The 16,126-nt window shown below is 69.1% G+C and carries 18 protein-coding genes, 1 tRNA gene and 1 riboswitch; of the genes, 17 read left to right on the top strand and 2 right to left on the bottom strand.

The annotated features are described in order from the left end of the window. Positions 1–214: 214 nt before the first annotated feature. Genes EV651_RS41735 through EV651_RS39865 form a run of 3 tightly spaced genes read left to right on the top strand, consistent with a single transcriptional unit; the run spans position 215 to position 3,357 of the window. Positions 215–835, top strand: a complete 621-nt coding sequence (locus EV651_RS41735; protein WP_166658946.1) for a DedA family protein — start codon at positions 215–217, stop codon at positions 833–835. 1 nt (position 836) lies between these two features. After that, complete coding sequence (locus EV651_RS39870; protein ID WP_133791211.1) at positions 837–2,558, top strand: phosphatidylglycerol lysyltransferase domain-containing protein; 1,722 nt, start codon at positions 837–839, stop codon at positions 2,556–2,558. A 28-nt stretch (positions 2,559–2,586) separates the two neighbouring features. Further along, positions 2,587–3,357: a trans-aconitate 2-methyltransferase gene (locus EV651_RS39865; RefSeq protein ID WP_166658945.1), complete on the top strand. Its 771-nt coding sequence runs from the start codon at positions 2,587–2,589 to the stop codon at positions 3,355–3,357. Here EV651_RS39865 and EV651_RS39860 read toward each other — a convergent pair. Then, positions 3,326–4,528: an RNA polymerase sigma factor gene (locus EV651_RS39860; RefSeq protein WP_133791208.1), complete on the bottom strand. Its 1,203-nt coding sequence runs from the start codon at positions 4,526–4,528 to the stop codon at positions 3,326–3,328. The genes EV651_RS39865 and EV651_RS39860 overlap by 32 nt on opposite strands. Beyond that, on the bottom strand, positions 4,528–4,896 hold the full coding sequence (locus EV651_RS39855; RefSeq protein WP_133791206.1) for a YciI family protein: 369 nt from the start codon (positions 4,894–4,896) through the stop codon (positions 4,528–4,530). Before EV651_RS39855 ends, EV651_RS39860 begins: the two co-directional genes overlap by 1 nt. Positions 4,897–5,089: 193 nt before the next feature. On the opposite strand from EV651_RS39855, the gene EV651_RS39850 reads away from it, so the two are divergent. The 14 genes from EV651_RS39850 (at position 5,090) to EV651_RS39785 (ending at position 16,107) form a co-directional block, all read left to right on the top strand. Further along, positions 5,090–5,686 carry a CDP-alcohol phosphatidyltransferase family protein gene (locus EV651_RS39850; RefSeq protein ID WP_133791204.1) on the top strand — a complete coding sequence of 199 codons (597 nt, stop codon included), beginning with the start codon at positions 5,090–5,092 and terminating at the stop codon, positions 5,684–5,686. Beyond that, positions 5,683–6,543 carry a DUF881 domain-containing protein gene (locus tag EV651_RS39845; RefSeq protein WP_238157515.1) on the top strand — a complete coding sequence of 287 codons (861 nt, stop codon included), beginning with the start codon at positions 5,683–5,685 and terminating at the stop codon, positions 6,541–6,543. The genes EV651_RS39850 and EV651_RS39845 overlap by 4 nt, the downstream gene beginning before the upstream one ends. Then, complete coding sequence (locus tag EV651_RS39840; protein WP_130379362.1) at positions 6,540–6,872, top strand: small basic family protein; 333 nt, start codon at positions 6,540–6,542, stop codon at positions 6,870–6,872. The genes EV651_RS39845 and EV651_RS39840 overlap by 4 nt, the downstream gene beginning before the upstream one ends. Positions 6,873–6,874: 2 nt before the next feature. Further along, positions 6,875–7,726, top strand: a complete 852-nt coding sequence (locus tag EV651_RS39835; RefSeq protein ID WP_238157514.1) for a DUF881 domain-containing protein — start codon at positions 6,875–6,877, stop codon at positions 7,724–7,726. A gap of 14 nt (positions 7,727–7,740) precedes the next feature. Continuing rightward, positions 7,741–8,124, top strand: a complete 384-nt coding sequence (gcvH, locus tag EV651_RS39830; RefSeq protein WP_133791202.1) for a glycine cleavage system protein GcvH — start codon at positions 7,741–7,743, stop codon at positions 8,122–8,124. 121 nt (positions 8,125–8,245) lie between these two features. After that, positions 8,246–8,791 (top strand): FHA domain-containing protein, encoded by a 546-nt coding sequence (locus EV651_RS39825; protein ID WP_133791200.1) that lies wholly within the window; start codon positions 8,246–8,248, stop codon positions 8,789–8,791. Next, positions 8,778–9,476, top strand: a complete 699-nt coding sequence (locus EV651_RS39820; RefSeq protein ID WP_133791198.1) for a MerR family transcriptional regulator — start codon at positions 8,778–8,780, stop codon at positions 9,474–9,476. Before EV651_RS39825 ends, EV651_RS39820 begins: the two co-directional genes overlap by 14 nt. A 62-nt stretch (positions 9,477–9,538) precedes the next feature. Continuing rightward, positions 9,539–10,033, top strand: coding sequence for a bifunctional nuclease family protein (locus EV651_RS39815; RefSeq protein ID WP_133791196.1), 495 nt, complete (start codon positions 9,539–9,541; stop codon positions 10,031–10,033). A 308-nt stretch (positions 10,034–10,341) separates the two neighbouring features. Further along, positions 10,342–10,848 carry a MerR family transcriptional regulator gene (locus EV651_RS39810; protein WP_238157523.1) on the top strand — a complete coding sequence of 169 codons (507 nt, stop codon included), beginning with the start codon at positions 10,342–10,344 and terminating at the stop codon, positions 10,846–10,848. Positions 10,849–10,895: 47 nt separating this feature from the next. Beyond that, a riboswitch (glycine riboswitch) is annotated at positions 10,896–10,985 on the top strand. A gap of 72 nt (positions 10,986–11,057) precedes the next feature. Next, complete coding sequence (gene gcvP, locus EV651_RS39805) at positions 11,058–13,898, top strand: aminomethyl-transferring glycine dehydrogenase (protein WP_133791192.1); 2,841 nt, start codon at positions 11,058–11,060, stop codon at positions 13,896–13,898. A 43-nt stretch (positions 13,899–13,941) separates the two neighbouring features. After that, positions 13,942–15,252 carry a serine hydrolase gene (locus EV651_RS39800; protein WP_238157513.1) on the top strand — a complete coding sequence of 437 codons (1,311 nt, stop codon included), beginning with the start codon at positions 13,942–13,944 and terminating at the stop codon, positions 15,250–15,252. A 52-nt stretch (positions 15,253–15,304) separates the two neighbouring features. Then, the gene (locus tag EV651_RS43470) at positions 15,305–15,634 is read left to right on the top strand and encodes a type II toxin-antitoxin system RelE/ParE family toxin (RefSeq protein ID WP_202870742.1); all 330 of its coding nucleotides are present in this window, start codon (positions 15,305–15,307) and stop codon (positions 15,632–15,634) included. A gap of 31 nt (positions 15,635–15,665) precedes the next feature. Further along, entirely contained in the window at positions 15,666–15,983 is a 318-nt protein-coding gene (locus EV651_RS39790; RefSeq protein WP_133791190.1) for a helix-turn-helix domain-containing protein, read from the top strand. 52 nt (positions 15,984–16,035) lie between these two features. Then, positions 16,036–16,107, top strand: a tRNA-Arg gene (locus EV651_RS39785). Positions 16,108–16,126: the final 19 nt, after the last annotated feature.

Genomic DNA, 16,126 nt, shown 5'->3' with positions numbered 1-16,126 from the left:
GGACTCTCAAAGTAGGAAGCGCGTGTTTCAGGCGCGTGTTCGAAGGAGTCGGGCAGGTTACGAGCGGTACGCCGTCCGTCCGGGACCATCGTCCGGATTGCATGGGACGTCCGTCCCTGCCCGGCCCTCCATCTCTCCGGTGATGCTGGAGTGGAGAGCTGGGAGGCGGCGCCGTGGAATCGGGAGCTGTGAACCGACCGATCGCACGCAGAACATGAACGCGGTCCTGGACTGGCTGGCGGCATTACCCGCCTGGCTGGTCATCACTGTCGTGGTGCTGCTGCCCGCACTGGAGGCGTCGACCTTCCTCGGCCTGGTGGTGCCTGGTGAGACAGCTGTCATCGTCGGTGGAGTGGTCGCCCACGCCGGCGGTCTCCCGTTGTGGGCGGTAATGGTGGCAGCGGGAATCGGCGCGATCGTGGGGGACCAGGTCGGCTTCGTGGTCGGGCGGCGCTTCGGTCCGGCCCTGCTCAGTCGCCTGCCACGCAGACTCCGCCGGCCTGAGCACATCGAGCGAGCGCTCGGACTGATCGCTCGCCGCGGTGCCGTCGCGGTCGTCCTCGGCCGGTGGACCGCCGCGTTCCGGGCCCTCGTCCCGGGCATCGCCGGGATGAGCCGGATGCACCGAGGGATCTTCACGGTCGCGAACGTCATCGGGGGCGCCGTCTGGGCGTTCCTCGTCGCCGGGGGCGGCTACTTGGCGGGTGCCTCGTACCGCGTGCTCGAACAGCGCCTCGGGCTCGCAAGCGGCCTGCTGCTGGCGAGCTTCGTCTGCACCGCGATCGTCTCTGTCGTCATCTACCGTCGCCGGCACCGCCGTCTCGTCAGGCGCTGACATGTCCAGGTACCTGTCCGGAGAAACCCGCGAGCGGCGCGATCCGGCGCGCTGGGCGCCTTGGATGGCCGGTGTGGTCTGTCTGCTCGGCGTCATCAGTGTTCTTGACGCGGTCAGTCCGCCGCTTCGGCCCCGCCTGGAGCCGCTGACCGATGTACTGCCGGTGCTCGTGCCCCAGGCTGCCGGCGCCGCCGTACCGCTCGGAGTCGTACTGGTGCTGCTGTCCCGCGGGCTCGCACGACGCAAGCGCCGGGCCTGGATCGGGGCGCTGGCTGCCACTTCGTGTCTGCTGGCACTCAACGGGCTGGCGCACTCGATCGGGGAGACGATCGCGGCGGTCGTGGTGATCGTCCTGCTGTGGCTCACCAGGCCGGCGTTCACCGGCCGTCCCGATCCGGGCAGCACACACAAGGTGTTGGTCACCGCTTTGACATCGTTCGGACTGGCAACGTCGGTGGGCGCCGGATCGCTCGTCGCCGATCCGGACGCGATCCGGCACCTCTCGGTGACACAGCTGATCAGCGAGGTCTGGCTCGGTTTCATTGGGATCAGCGGCCCGGCGTACTTCGAATCGGGCCAGACGCGGCAGCGGCTCGAGACGACACTGTTGCTCCTCGGAGTGGTCGTGGCGGTGGCGATCGTGCTCATGGCGCTCCGGACCGCCCGCGCGCCCAGGCATCAGATCGCTGTCGAAGGCGAACGATTGCGCTCGTTGCTGGCCGAGCACCGCAACGACTCGCTGAGCTACTTCGCGCTGCGTGACGACAAAGCCCTGATCTTCGCCCCGTCCGGTACGGCGGCCGTCGCGTACCGGGTCGTCGCCGGGGTCTCGCTGGCCAGTGGCGATCCGATCGGAGACCCGGACGCACGGGCCGATGCCGTCGACGCCTGGCTGGCCGAGGCGCGAAGCTATGCGTGGACGCCCGGAGTCATCGGCGCCAGCGAACGTGGCGCGGCGGCCTATCGCGAGCGCGGGTTGTCGGCTGTACAGCTCGGGGACGAGGCGGTCCTGGACGTGGCGACGTTCAGCTTGGCCGGGCGGTCGATGCGGACCGTGCGGCAGGCGGCAGGGCGGGCCCAACGACGAGGCCATACGACCCGGATACGTCGCGTTCGGGACATCGACAGCATCGAACTGAACGAGCTGACCCGGCACATCGGCAGGTGGCGTGCGGGTCAGGCGGAGCGCGGTTACTCGATGGCGCTCGGGAGGTTCGGCGATCCGCGCGACGACGACGCGGTGGTGGTCAGCTGCCGTGACGCCACCGGGGAACTCGTCGCGGTGCTGAGCCTGGTGCCCTGGAACGACGACGGGCTCTCGCTCGATCTCATGGTTCGGTCACCGACCGCCGGCAACGGGGTGATCGAGTTGATGGTGACCGAGCTGCTGCAGGCCGCTCCGGTGCTGGGACTCGCCCGGGTGTCCCTCAACTTCGCCGTCTTCCGTGAGGTGTTCGAGCGCGGAGGCATCGCGGGAGCCGGGCCCGGACTGCGGTTGTGGTACCGGATCCTCCTCGGGCTGAGCCGGTTCTGGCAGATCGAGTCGTTGTACCGGGCCAATGCGAAATACCGCCCGGCCTGGGTCGCGCGGTTCGTCTGCTACCCGCGCGCCCGCGACCTGCCCCGGATCGCCTCGGCGACGCTGCACGCAGAGTCGTTTGTCCGCTGGCCGCGGCGCAGGTCCCGGCTTCCAGTTGGCCATGAGCAGAAGGCGCCGGTCTGAGTGCGGGTTCCGGTCTAGGCTCCGAGGCATGACTGAGCTTGCGGCGACGTTTCAGCAGGAGGCAGTGGCGGAGGCCTATCAGCATCGGCCGCCGTACCCGGACGAGGTGTTCGACCGGCTCGTGGAGCTGATCGCCGACGAGCCGCGGCGGGTGCTCGACATCGGCGCCGGGGAAGGCGCGATCGCGCGGCCGCTCGCGCCGCGGGTCGAGCACATCGACGCGATCGACTTCTCGGCGCCGATGGTCGCGGCAGGCAAGCTGCGCCCGGGTGGCGACCACCCGAACCTCACCTGGCAGGTCAACCCGATCGAGACCGCCGACCTCGACGGCCCGTACGCGCTGGTGACGGCCGGGGCGAGCATCCACTGGATGCCGTGGGAGGAGACGTTCGCACGGATCGTCCCGCACCTGACTCCGAACGCCCAGCTCGTCGTCATCGAGCACGGCCCGGTCGACGAGCCGTGGACGGATGAGCTGGTCCCGGTGATCGAGCGGCATTCGCGCAAACAGAACTACGACCCGAAGTTCAACGTCGTCGACGCGATCGTCGAACGCGGCCTGCTCGACCTCACCGGCACGGCGCGCACTACGCGCGTCGCATACCGGCAGACGGTCGCCGACTACATCGAGAGGCTGCACTCGACGTCGAGCCTGGCCCGCGACCTGATGCCCGCCGACGAGGCGGCCGCGTTCGACGCCGGTGTCGCGGAAGCGCTCCGCCCGTACGCGAAGGACGGCGTACTCGACCTGACGATCCAGGCCGAGCTCAGCTGGGGCCGGCCGAAGATCGCAGGTTAGCCGCGCGCGACCGCAGGTAGCGCTGCTCGGGAAGACTCTGGGTGAGCCGCGCGGCGAGTTCGTACGCCGATCGCGCGGCAGCCCCCTCGCCCGACAGTTCGAGCAGATGCGCCCGTACGGCGGCCAGCCGATGGTGCTCCTTCAACGCCGGATCCACGTCGTCGAGCAACGCCAGCCCGGCGGCGGGACCGTGCACCATCGCGACCGCGACGATCCGGTTCAGCGTCACCATCGGACCCGGCGCGGTCGCCTCGAGCAGTTCGTACAGCATCAGGATCTCGCGCCAGTCGGTCTCGTCTGCGTCCGCCGCCGAGTCGTGGACCGCCGCGATCGCCGCCTGCAGCTGGTACGGCCCGACCGGCGCCGACCGCAACGTCGACTCGATCAACTCGGTGCCCTCGGCAATCGCCGCCCTGTCCCACAACGACCGGTCCTGCTCCGGCAACGGCACCAGCGCCCCGTCCGCCGTCGTACGGGCAGGCCGACGCGCGTCGGTCAGCAGCATCAACGCGAGCAGCCCGGTCACCTCACCCTCGGCCGGCAACGAAGCATGCAGCTGGCGCGTCAACCGGATCGCCTCCGCGCTCAGCTCGACCCGGTGCAGCGACGTACCGGACGAAGCCGTGTAGCCCTCGTTGAAGACGAGATACAGAACATGCAGTACGGCGGCCAGCCGTTCGGGCTGCGCCGCCGCCGGCGGCATCGCGAACCGCGCACCCTGGAGCTTCGCCTTCGCCCGGCTGATCCGCTGCCCGATCGTTGCCTCCGGCACCAGAAACGCCCGCGCGATCTCACCGGTCGTCAGTCCGCCGACGGCGCGCAGTGTGAGCGCCACCTGCGACTGCGGTGTCAGCGCCGGATGACAGCACAGCATCAGCAGTGTCAGCGAGTCGTCCTCCGACGACGCAGGCTCCGGGGGAGTCCACGACGCGACGGTCTCCTCCCGCCGTGTCCGGGCCGCCTCGTTCCGCAGTACCTCGATCCGTCGCCGCGAAGCGACCGTGATCAGCCAGCTGCGCGGATTGGCCGGAACACCTTCACCCGGCCACTGCAGCGACGCGGCCAGCAGGGCCTCTTGTACGGCGTCCTCGCACGCGTCGAAGTCGCCGTACCGCCGGACCAGTGCGCCGAGCACCTGTGGCGCCTGCTCGCGGAGCAGCTCCTCGAGCATCAGCTGAACGCGCTGAGGTCACGTACGGGACGCACTTCCACGACGCTGAACGGCGCCTCCGGGATCTGCGCGACGATCTCCACCGCGCGGTCCATCGAGTCACACTCCAGCAGGTAGAAGCCGGCCAGTTGCTCCTTCACCTCGGCGAACGGGCCGTCCGTCGTCATCGGCTTGCCGTCGCGGACCAGCACCTGTTTGGTCAGCTCCGGGGCGTCGAGGGACTCCGACGCGACCAGCTCACCCTGCGCGGCGAGCGCCTCGTGCAGAGCGGCGTACCCGGCCATGCCTTCCTTCTTCTGCTCGTCGGTCAGCGAGTCCCAGACCGCGCGGGACTCCGGGTTGCCGTAGATCAGTACCAGGAACCTCATCTGCTCAGGGTAAGCATCACTCTTGGGTATCGATCGGGTCACCGGTTCGTCGCAGGCGTAGCGGCGGGGAAGACGGAGCGTTCTGGTATCAGGGGAAAGCCGGGGCGTGCCCCGGGACGGCCGGGCGTAAACCTGTCGGGGCTCCCCAGTAGAGTTACGACGGGTATCCAGGGTGGAGAGAGGGAGGGGTCGCGTGCCGGACTTGGAAGTGTCCGACCGGGTGTGGACGATCCCGAACGCACTCAGCTTCCTGAGGTTGCTGGGGGTGCCACTGTTCCTGTGGCTGGTCCTCGGACCCAAGGAGGACGGCTGGGCGCTGCTCGTACTGGCCGTGTCCGGGTTCACCGACTGGGCCGACGGCCAGATCGCCCGCCGGATGAACCAGACCAGTCGCCTGGGTCAGATGCTCGACCCGGTGGCCGACCGGCTGTACATCTTCGCGACCGTCATCGGCCTGGCCCTGCGCGACATCATCCCCTGGTGGCTGGCGATCGCGCTGCCGCTGCGGGACCTGCTGCTCACCTTCACGCTGCCGGCACTGCACCGCCGCGGGTTCAACGCACTGCCGGTGCACTTCCTCGGCAAGTCCGCCACGTTCTGCCTGCTGTACGCGTTCCCGCTGCTCCTGCTCGGCGACGGCGACAGCACTCTCAACCTGCTCGCCCGCGTGTTCGGCTGGGCGTTCGCGATCTGGGGGACCGGTCTGTACTACTGGGCCGGCGCGCTGTACTTCGCCCAGCTGCGGCACCTGATCCAGACGGTCAAACCGATCAAGGACCCGGCCGGGTGACCCAGCAAGCCCCTGAGCAGCCGGTACAGCCGCCGACCCAGCAGCCGCGGCGCGTCGACGCGTCGATGTCGCTGCTGAACAACCTGATGGCGCATCCCATCGACGAGGGGTACGCCGTCGCCGCTCGCACCCGCATCAACCAGGACGGCAAGCAGACCCGGTCCCGGCACCGGATCATGCTCGTGGTGGCCGCCGCCGTACTCGGCTTCCTGCTTGCGGTCGCCGCCGCGCAGAACTACCGCAGCGCACCGGAGGCGGAGAAGCAGCGCAAGGAGCTGATCACCCGCATCAACCAGGCCGACAACCGGCTGACCGGCCTGCGCGACAACCAGTCCCGGCTCGCCGACGAGGTACGCCGGTTGCAGTCGAGCGGACTGAGCAACGACAGTACGGGCGCCGCGCTGCAGCAGAAGCTCGACGACCTCGAGCTGCAGACCGGAGCGATCGCGGTCACCGGCCCGGGGATCAAGGCGGTGATCGACGACGCCAAGAACGCCGACGCGAAGGAAGGCCGGCTGCTCGACGTCGACCTGCAGCAGCTCGTCAACGGCCTGTGGACGTCCGGCGCGGAGGCGATCTCGGTGAACGGTCACCGGATCACGTCGCTGACCGCGATCCGCGGTGCGGGCAGTGCCATCACCGTTGACTACAGTTCGCTGACGCCGCCGTACACGGTGCTCGCGATCGGGGACACCGCGACCATGCCGGCCCGGTTCGCGCAGAGCTCCGGCGGGCAGTGGGTGCAGTACCTGGTGAGCAACTTCGATGTCCGGATGACGATCACGACGGAGGACTCCTTGCTGGTGCCGGCCGATGCGACCATCGCGTTGCGCTACGCGAAGGTGGGAACGAGATGATCGCCGTACTCGGGCTGGTGATCGGTGTCGTCGTCGGTCTGCTGGTGGCGCCCGACGTACCGGACTGGGCGCAGCCGTACCTGCCGATCGCGGTGGTGGCCGCGCTCGACGCGGTGTTCGGCGCGCTGCGCGCGTTCCTCGACGGGATCTTCGACGACAAGGTGTTCGTCGTGTCGTTCGTGTCCAACGTGCTGATCGCGGCCCTGATCGTCTACCTCGGCGACCAGCTCGGCGTCGGGTCGCAGCTGTCCACCGGTGTGGTCGTCGTCCTCGGCATCCGCATCTTCACCAACATGGCCGCGATCCGCCGGCACATCTTCCGGGCCTGATCATGAGCGACGACAAACCTGACAAACCGGACACGCCGGACCAGCCGGACAAGGCCGCGGTCGAGCCGCCGCAGACCCCGCCGATGCCTCAGACCCCGACGCCGATGCCGAAGCCGCGGACGCCGAACCTGGCGCTGCGCCGGCTGCGGGCCGGGTTCAAGCCGTCCCGCGGGCAGGCGATCGTCGCGGTCGTGCTCGCCCTGGTGGCCTGTGTCGCGGTCGTGCAGGTCCGGGTGAACCGCGCCGACGACGGTTACCAGAACGCGCGCCGCGAGGACCTGATCGCGATCCTCGACGGCCTCGGGCAGAACACCCGGCGGCTGGAGAGCGAGATCGCCGACCTGGAGGAGCGGAAGAACTCGCTGTCGTCCAGCGCAGACAAGGCGCAGACGGCCCGCGAGCAGGCGGAGGCCCAGGTCCGCACCCTCGGCATCCTGGCCGGTACGCTGCCCGCGCAAGGCCCGGGGGTCCGGATCACGCTGAACGACCCGCAGGGCAAGATGACGTCGAGCAACCTGCTGGACGCGATCGAGGAACTGCGGGACGCCGGCGCCGAGGCCATCCAGATCAACGGAACGGTTCGGGTGGTGGCCAGCACGGACTTCGTGGACGACGCCCCGGGGATCGGGATCGACGGCCAGAAGGTGAACTCGCCGTACGTCATCGAGGCGATCGGGGAGTCCCACAACCTGTCCGAGGCGGCCAACTTCCCGGGCGGTCTGGTCAGCGAGGTGACCGGCCCGCAGGTGGGCGGAACTGCCGAGGTCAACGAGCTCGAGAGCGTCGCGATCACTGCCTTGCACGCCCCGGAGGAGCATCGTTACGCTCGCCCGGCGCCCAGCCCCACGAAGTAGAAACGAGGACAAAGGTGTACCCCGAAGACCTGAAGTACACGGCCGAGCACGAGTGGCTGAAGGCCGGCGAGGAAGGGCCGGTGCGGGTCGGCATCACCGACTTCGCGCAGGACCAGCTCGGCGACATCGTGTTCGTGCAGCTGCCTGAGGTCGGCAGCGTGGTGCGGGCCGGCGACGCCTGTGGCGAGCTGGAGTCGACCAAGAGCGTGAGCGACCTGTTCGCCCCGGTGAACGGCACGGTGACCGCTGTCAACGAGGCGCTGGCCGACCAGCCGGACCTGGTGAACAGCGACCCGTACGGCGAGGGCTGGCTGCTCGACATCGACGTCGAGGACACCGCCGAGGTGGCCGCGCTGATGGACGCCGAGGCCTACCAGGCCCAGCTCGACCAAGCCTGAATCAGGGCTGATAAGTTACGGACCTCAACCGCTGGTCGAGGGTTGAGGTCCATGTCCACACTGTTACCACGGGGTCTATCGAAAACGTCGCCGGACCGCCGGCGATCGGGAGGATCACAGCATGCCGTTCTGCAACCAGTGCGGGCACGAGAACTCCGAGGGCAGCCGGTTCTGCTCGCAGTGCGGAGCGATGCTGCCTGGCGCGGACCGCCCGGCGGCAGCCCCGGCGGCTCACCAGCCGCAGCAGCCGACGCCGGGTGTCACCGACACGGCGATGCTCACCCCGATCGGCGCCGAGCCAGAGCCGGAGCGTACCGGCGAGCCGCTGTCCGCGGACGACGCGGCCGCGGTCGGCGCGCTGCCGGCCGGATCCGCGCTGCTGATCGTCCAGCGCGGACCGAACGCGGGCAGCCGGTTCCTGCTCGACGTCGACGTGGTCACCGCCGGCCGGCACCCGGACAGCGACATCTTCCTCGACGACGTGACGGTGTCGCGCCGGCACGCCGAGTTCCGCCGCGACCCGTACGGCGTGAAGGTCCGCGACGTCGGCAGCCTGAACGGCACCTACGTCAACCGTGACCGGATCGACGAGGTTCAGCTGACCAACGGCGACGAGGTCCAGATCGGCAAGTACAGGCTGGTGTACTACGCCAGTGGCCAAGCCTGATCCCAGCGCCGAAGGCCCTGTGGGAGGCCGCGGCATCGGAGAGGTGCTGCAGCTCCTGCAGGCCGAGTTCGCCGACGTCACGATCTCCAAGATCCGGTTCCTGGAGGCCGAGGGGCTGGTGACGCCTGCCCGTACGGCGTCCGGCTACCGCAAGTTCAGTGCCGCCGACCTGGACCGGTTGCGGTACGTGCTGACGGCGCAACGCGATCAGTACCTGCCGCTGAAAGTGATCAAGGAACACCTCGGTGCGATCGATCGCGGCCTGCAGCCGGCAGCTGCCGGTCCTCCGGTCGCGCCGAGTTCGTTGCCGCAGACACCGGGTCAGCCCGTCCCTGAAGACTTCGCCGCTACCGGCACCGAGCTGCGGCTGACGCGGGACGAGCTGCGGACCGCTGCCGGCGTACCGTCCGAACTGCTCGACGAGCTGGAGAGTCACGGCCTGGTGGTAGCCAGCGGCAACCACTACGGCGGTGACGCGATCGTGATCGCGCAGGTCGCGGCCGAGCTGGCGGCGTACGGCCTCGAACCGCGGCACCTGCGGGCGTTCCGTACGGCGGCGGACCGCGAGGTCGGCCTGATCGAACAGGTCACCGGGCCACGCCGTACCGAGCAGACCGGCGAGCTGGCCGCCCTCACCGTCCGTCTCCACACCGCTCTGGTCCGCTCCCGCCTCCCGCGTTCGTGAGGCTGTCCACAGCGAACCCCCGTAGGCCCACCCGGGCCTTCGGCTCGGAGTAGGCTGAACGTGTGCGCGAAGTCGACGTGGTCGGAGTCCGGGTAGAGATGCCCTCGAGTCAGCCGATCGTGCTGCTGAAAGAGGTCGGAGGTGAGCGGTACCTGCCGATCTGGATCGGTGCGGCCGAGGCGAGTGCGATCGCCTTCGCCCAGCAGGGCATGGAGCCGCCCCGGCCGCTGACCCACGACTTGTTCGCGGAGACCATCCGGGTCCTCGGGCACACCCTCAGCCAGGTCCGGATCGTGAACCTGACCGACGGCATCTTCGAGGCGATCCTGGTGTTCGACGACAAGACCGAGATCTCGGCGCGACCGTCGGACTCGATCGCGATCGCGCTGCGGACCGGGACGCCGGTGTTCTGCGCCGACGAGATCCTCGCCGAGGCCGGGATCCCGGTTCCGGAGAGTGAGACGAACGGCGCCGACGAGGTGGAGGAGGAAGAGGAGGTCGAGCGGTTCCGGGAGTTTCTCGACCAGGTGACTCCGGAGGACTTCGACAAGAGCTGACAGCACCCGGGACCAGAGGTCCAGGACCTAGGTAACGATTCGTACGGCGGTCGCGACACGCTCCCGGCTCGGTGCGGTTGTCGTTGACCCGGTCAGGGCGGCGGCTTACCGTGAAGAAGTCGTGGGGTGGTGTCACTCCACGGAGATGGCTCGTTCCAGTCGGTATCCAGGGAGGCTCAGGCGTGACACGCACCGGGGACACGGATCTGACGGCGCAGTCGACGTCCGACGCGCACGCAGAGGCTGTGGCAGCCGCTACTGCCACCGCCGGCGTTCAGGGTCTGCTGTTCGACGACGACCTGCGGCCGATGCCGGAGGACGTCGGGTTCCGCGGTCCGACGGCCTGCGCCGCGGCCGGAATCACCTACCGGCAGCTCGACTACTGGGCCCGCACGGGCCTGGTCTCCCCGTCCGTCCGCCCGGCGACCGGGTCGGGGACGCAACGGTTGTACGGCTTCCGTGACGTTCTGTTGCTGAAGGTGATCAAGCGGCTGCTCGACGCCGGGATCTCGCTGCAGCAGATCCGGACCGCGATCGCGCACCTCAGTAAGCGCGGGTTCGACGACCTGACCCAGATCACGCTGATGAGCGACGGCGCGTCGGTCTACATGTGCACGTCGCCCGACGAGGTCATCGATCTGCTGGCCGGCGGCCAGGGCGTGTTCGGGATCGCGCTCGGCGGTGTCTGGCGCGAGGTCGAGGGTTCGCTGTCCGAGCTGCCGACCGAGCGTGCCGACGGTCACGACGACGGCGACGGGGACTCCCACGGGAACGACGAGCTCGCCGCCCGCCGCCGCGCCCGGATGACCGGCTGACCCGGTCAGAACTGTTCCGGGGTTCCTGGTAGCCTCGAGGCAGCCGTTCACAGCACTCGGGAGAGACCCGTGTCATCGGGCGCCGAAGGGGCAATTCCTCCCCGGAACCTCTCAGGCCCATGGACCGAGTGTCGCAGGCGACTCTGGAGCGCAGCGCGCGTGACAGAGGGGGAGGCCACCGGCAGCGACAGTCAGCATCGGAGCCTCTAGTGAACGACACCCCCCAGCTCTCGGCGACCTTCGCCGACCGGCACATCGGGCCGCGCCCGGACGAGATCGCCCGGATGGTCGAACTCCTCGGGTACGACGACGTGGACGCGCTCGTGGACGCCGCGGTCCCGGCCTCGATCCGCTCGGCGGAGGCGTTGCGGCTGCCCGAACCGGCCTCCGAGGTCGACGCGCTGACCGAGCTCCGGCAGCTCGCGGCCCGCAACACCGTCGCCACCTCGATGATCGGCCAGGGGTACTACGGCACCTTCACCCCGTCGGTGATCGTCCGCCGCCTGGTCGAGAACCCGGCCTGGTACACGGCGTACACGCCGTACCAGCCGGAGATCTCCCAGGGCCGCCTCGAGGCGTTGCTGAACTTCCAAACCGTGGTCTCCGACCTGACCGGACTGCCGACCGCGAACGCGTCGCTGCTCGACGAAGGCACCGCGGCCGCCGAGGCGATGACTCTGGCGCACCGCTCGAACAAGAAGAGCAAATCCGACCGTTTCCTGGTCGACGCCGACACGTTCGCCCAGACGATCGCGGTCGTGCAGACCCGCGCCGAGGCGCTCGGTATCGAGGTCGTCGTCGCCGACACCACCGACGGCCTGCCCGAGGGCGACTTCTTCGGCGTCCTCGTGCAGTACCCGGGCTCCAACGGTGTCGTCCGCGACCTCAAGCCGCTGATCGAGGCGGCACACGGACGCGACACCTTGGTTGCCGTGGCCTCCGACCTGCTCGCACTGACGGTGCTCGAGGCGCCGGGGGAGGCGGGCGCCGACATCGTCATCGGTTCCTCGCAGCGCTTCGGCGTACCGCTGTTCTACGGCGGCCCGCACGCCGGCTTCATGTCGGTCCGGTCCGGCCTGGAGCGGTCGTTGCCAGGCCGCCTCGTCGGCGTATCGGTCGACTCGGACGGCGCTCCGGCGTACCGGCTGGCGCTGCAGACCCGTGAGCAGCACATCCGTCGCGAGAAGGCGACGTCGAACATCTGTACGGCGCAGGTCCTGCTCGCGGTCGTCGCGTCCATGTACGCCGTCTATCACGGTCCCGACGGACTGCGGGCGATCGCCGAGCGCGTGCACTCGTACGCCGGGAAGCTCGCCGCCTCGCTGCGCGCCGGTGGGGTCGAGGTCGTCCACGGCGACTTCTTCGACACCGTCCTCGCCCGGGTCCCGGGTCGCGCCGCCGACGTGGTGGACGCCGCCCGGCAGAACGGGATCTGGCTGCGGCTCGTCGACGCGGACCACGTCGGCATCTCCTGCGACGAGAAGACCGACGTCGCGACGCTGACCCGCGTCTGCCAGTCCTTCGGTGTGCAGTACGACGACACGCTCGAGGCTGCTGCTCTGAGCGTGCCGCGGACCACGGAGTACCTGACGCACCCGGTGTTCAACACGCACCGGTCCGAGACGGCGATGCTGCGGTACCTGCGCAAGCTGTCCGACAAGGACTACGCGCTCGACCGCGGGATGATCCCGCTCGGGTCCTGCACGATGAAGCTGAACGCGACCACCGAGATGGAGCCGGTCACCTGGCCGGAGTTCGCCGACCTGCACCCGCTCGCGCCGATCGAGGACGCGGCCGGCTACGTGAAGCTGATCGGTCAGCTGGAGCGCTGGCTGGCCGAGGTCACCGGGTACGCAAAGGTCTCGATCCAGCCGAACGCGGGCTCGCAGGGTGAGCTGGCCGGCCTGCTGGCGATCCGCGGTTACCACCGCGCCAACGGCTCCGAGGATCGCAACGTCTGCCTGATCCCGGCGTCCGCGCACGGCACCAACGCCGCCTCCGCGGTGATGGCCGGTATGAAGGTCGTTGTTGTCAAGGGCAACGACGACGGCACGATCGACCTCGACGACCTGCGCGCGAAGGCCTCCGAGCACGCGCCGAAGCTCGCGGCGATCATGATCACGTACCCGTCCACGCACGGCGTGTACGAGGAGAGCGTTCGCGAGGTCTGCCAGATCGTCCACGACCACGGCGGCCAGGTGTACGTCGACGGCGCCAACCTGAACGCCCTGCTCGGGCTCGCGAAGCCGGGCGAGTTCGGCGGCGACGTCAGCCACCTGAACCTGCACAAGACGTTCTGCATCCCGCACGGCGGCGGCGGCCCCGGCGTCGGTCCGGTCGCGGTCGCGGCGCACCTCGCGCCGTACCTGCCGAACCACCCGCTGCTCGACCAGGCCGGTCCGGACTCCGGTGTCGGCCCGATCAGCGCGGCGCCGTTCGGATCCGCCGGGGTGCTGGCGATCTCGTGGGCCTACATCCGGATGATGGGCGCCGAGGGCCTGACGGCGGCGACGAAGGCCGCCGTACTGACCGCGAACTACGTGGCGAAGCGGCTCGAGGGTGCGTTCCCGGTGCTCTACACCGGCGAGAACGGCCTGGTCGCGCACGAGTGCATCCTGGACCTGCGGCCGATGACCAAGGAGACCGGGATCAGCGTCGACGACGTCGCGAAGCGGCTGATCGACTACGGCTTCCACGCGCCGACGATGTCGTTCCCGGTCGCGGGCACGCTGATGGTCGAGCCGACCGAGTCCGAGGACCTAGGTGAGCTGGACCGCTTCTGCGACGCGATGATCGCGATCCGGCACGAGATCGACCGGGTCGCCGCGGGCGAATGGCCGGCCGCCGACAACCCGCTGGTGAACGCGCCGCACACCGCGGAGTCGGTGATCAACGACAAGTGGGAGCACGCCTACACCCGCGAAGAGGCCGCCTTCCCCCGCTCGGTCGACCGCGCCTCGAAGTACTGGCCGCCGGTCCGCCGCATCGACGGCGCGTACGGCGACCGCAACCTCATCTGCTCCTGCCCGGCACCGGAGGCGTTCGAGTAAAACGGGCATACTGGTCTGTCCCCGACCCGCCTGGAGCCCCCAGTTGACTCAGCTGACCGACGTACGTCCGGACACCGCCGCTGCTCTGTTCGCCGAGATCGCGACAGCGCAGGGGGAGTCGAAGTTGCCGTCGGTGAACGCCGGGGTGCTCCGGGACGGGGAGTTGGTCTGGACCGGGGCGCGGGGCCGGTTCGCGACGGCTGACGGGGCGTTGCCCGGTCCTGATGTGCAGTACCGGATCGGGTCGATCACGAAGACGATGACGGCGATCCTGATCATGCAGTGCCGCGACGACGGGCTGCTGTCGCTGAACGATGCTGTCGGCAAGCATCTGCCGGGGATCGCGTTCGGGGACCTGACGATCCGGCACTTGCTCGCGCACAGCGGCGGGATGAACGCGGAGCCCGAAGGCCCGTGGTGGGAACGGAATCCGGGCGTCACGTTCGACGAGTTGACCGCCGCGATGAGCGAGTCGCAGGCGGCCGGCCCGGCGGATCGCCGGCACCACTACTCGAACCTCGGGTACGGCCTGCTCGGCGAGATCGTGGCCCGCCTACGCGGGGTGTCCTGGCTCGAGCTGGCGCAGGAGCGCATCCTGGATCCGCTCGAGATGCGGCGTACGTCGTACTTCCCGTCGGCCCCGGCCGCCGATGGGTTCTCGGTGCACCCGTTCAGCGGGCAGCTGGATCCGGAGCCGGCGTACGACTCGGGCGCGATGGCGCCGGCGGGGCAGTTGTGGAGCACGATCGAGGACCTGGCACGGTACGCGACGTTCTGGATCGACCCGGTGCACGAGGTGCTGAGCCGGGAGTCGGTCGAGGAGATGGCGGCGCCGGTCGCGTCGGATCCGCGGGAAGGGCTGAATGCGTCGTACGGGCTCGGTCTGCGGCTGATCGCGGACGATCCGCATCTGCTGATCGGTCACACTGGTTCGATGCCGGGCTTCCTCGCGGGGTTGTTCGTCGACCGGGTCCGCCGGGTGGGGGCGGTGACGCTCGGCAACGCGACGTACGGACGGGTAGCCTCGCTGGCTCCCGACCTGGTCCGCATCCTGACCCGGTACGAGCCGCCGATCACGCAGGAGTGGGTGCCGGAGCCGGCGCTGGCCCAGGGCGCCGAACTGCTCGGCCACTGGTACTGGGGCAACACGCCGCTGACGATCTCCGTCTGCGCGGGAATCCTGCAACTCTCCGGCGGCCTCACGACCCGCCTGTCACCCCTCGCCCCCGACCTCTACCAGGGCCGAGACGGCTACCTGGCCGGCGAAAAACTCCACGTAATCCGCAACGGCAAAACCATCACCCACCTGACCGTCGCAACATTCGTCCTCACCCGGACGCCGTACGGCGTCTGAGACCTCGACCCACGAACCGGTCGGGTGGTTTAGCATTTGCTATACTCCGGGCATGGCGATGCACGAGTGGGATGTCTACATCGTCAACGAGGTGCGAGTGTGGATCGAGGGTCTGGACGACGCCACACATCGGCGGGTCGTCCAGGCGATTGATGCGCTGGCTGAGGTAGGTCCTGGGCTCGGACGACCGCTTGTTGACACGATTACCGGGTCCCGGCTGCCGAACCTGAAGGAGTTGAGACCGGGAACCGTGCGGACCTGTTCGCGTTCGCCCCGTGGAGATCGAGCATTCTGCTTGTCGCTGGAGACAAGGCAGGTCGGTGGAAGGCTTGGTACGACGAAGCTGTCCCTCTCGCGGAGCACCGCTACCAGATCTATGTGAAGGAACGACAGGGCGAAGAGGAGGGCGATCGATGACCGACTACGTGCGTTGGCGGGACATTCGCGATCAGGAGGTCGCACGGGCCGGGGGCGAGGAGAGCGTCGCGGCCGGCAAGCAGGAGCTCCTCGCGAAGGTTCAAGGGCATCGGTTGGCAGAGATCCGGCGCGGTCGTGGCCTGACTCAGGCCCAGGTCGCCGAGCGGATGGGGGTCACCAAGGGCAGAGTCTCCCAGATCGAGCAAGGCAAGATCTCAGGACAAGAGGTTCTGCTGCGCTATGCGGCGGCGCTCGGCGGTCGCCTTCATCAGGCGATCTACTTCGACGACGGCGACATCTCGGCAATCGCCTGACCGCATCAGCTCCCACCGGAGAGCCGCCGTGCAGCTAGCCTGGATCGCACTGCATGGAGTAGATCAGGGGTAGATCGCCCGGCTTCGGACCGGGAGGGCGCAGGTTCGAGTCCTGCCTCCATGTCGAAGCGTGGTTCCATCCA

The sequence above is a fragment of the Kribbella sp. VKM Ac-2571 genome (genome assembly GCF_004362255.1).
GTDB classification, from domain to species: domain Bacteria; phylum Actinomycetota; class Actinomycetes; order Propionibacteriales; family Kribbellaceae; genus Kribbella; species Kribbella pratensis.
The sequence above is the reverse complement of the archived record's forward strand: the minus strand, read 5'-3'. Positions and strand labels throughout refer to the sequence as shown.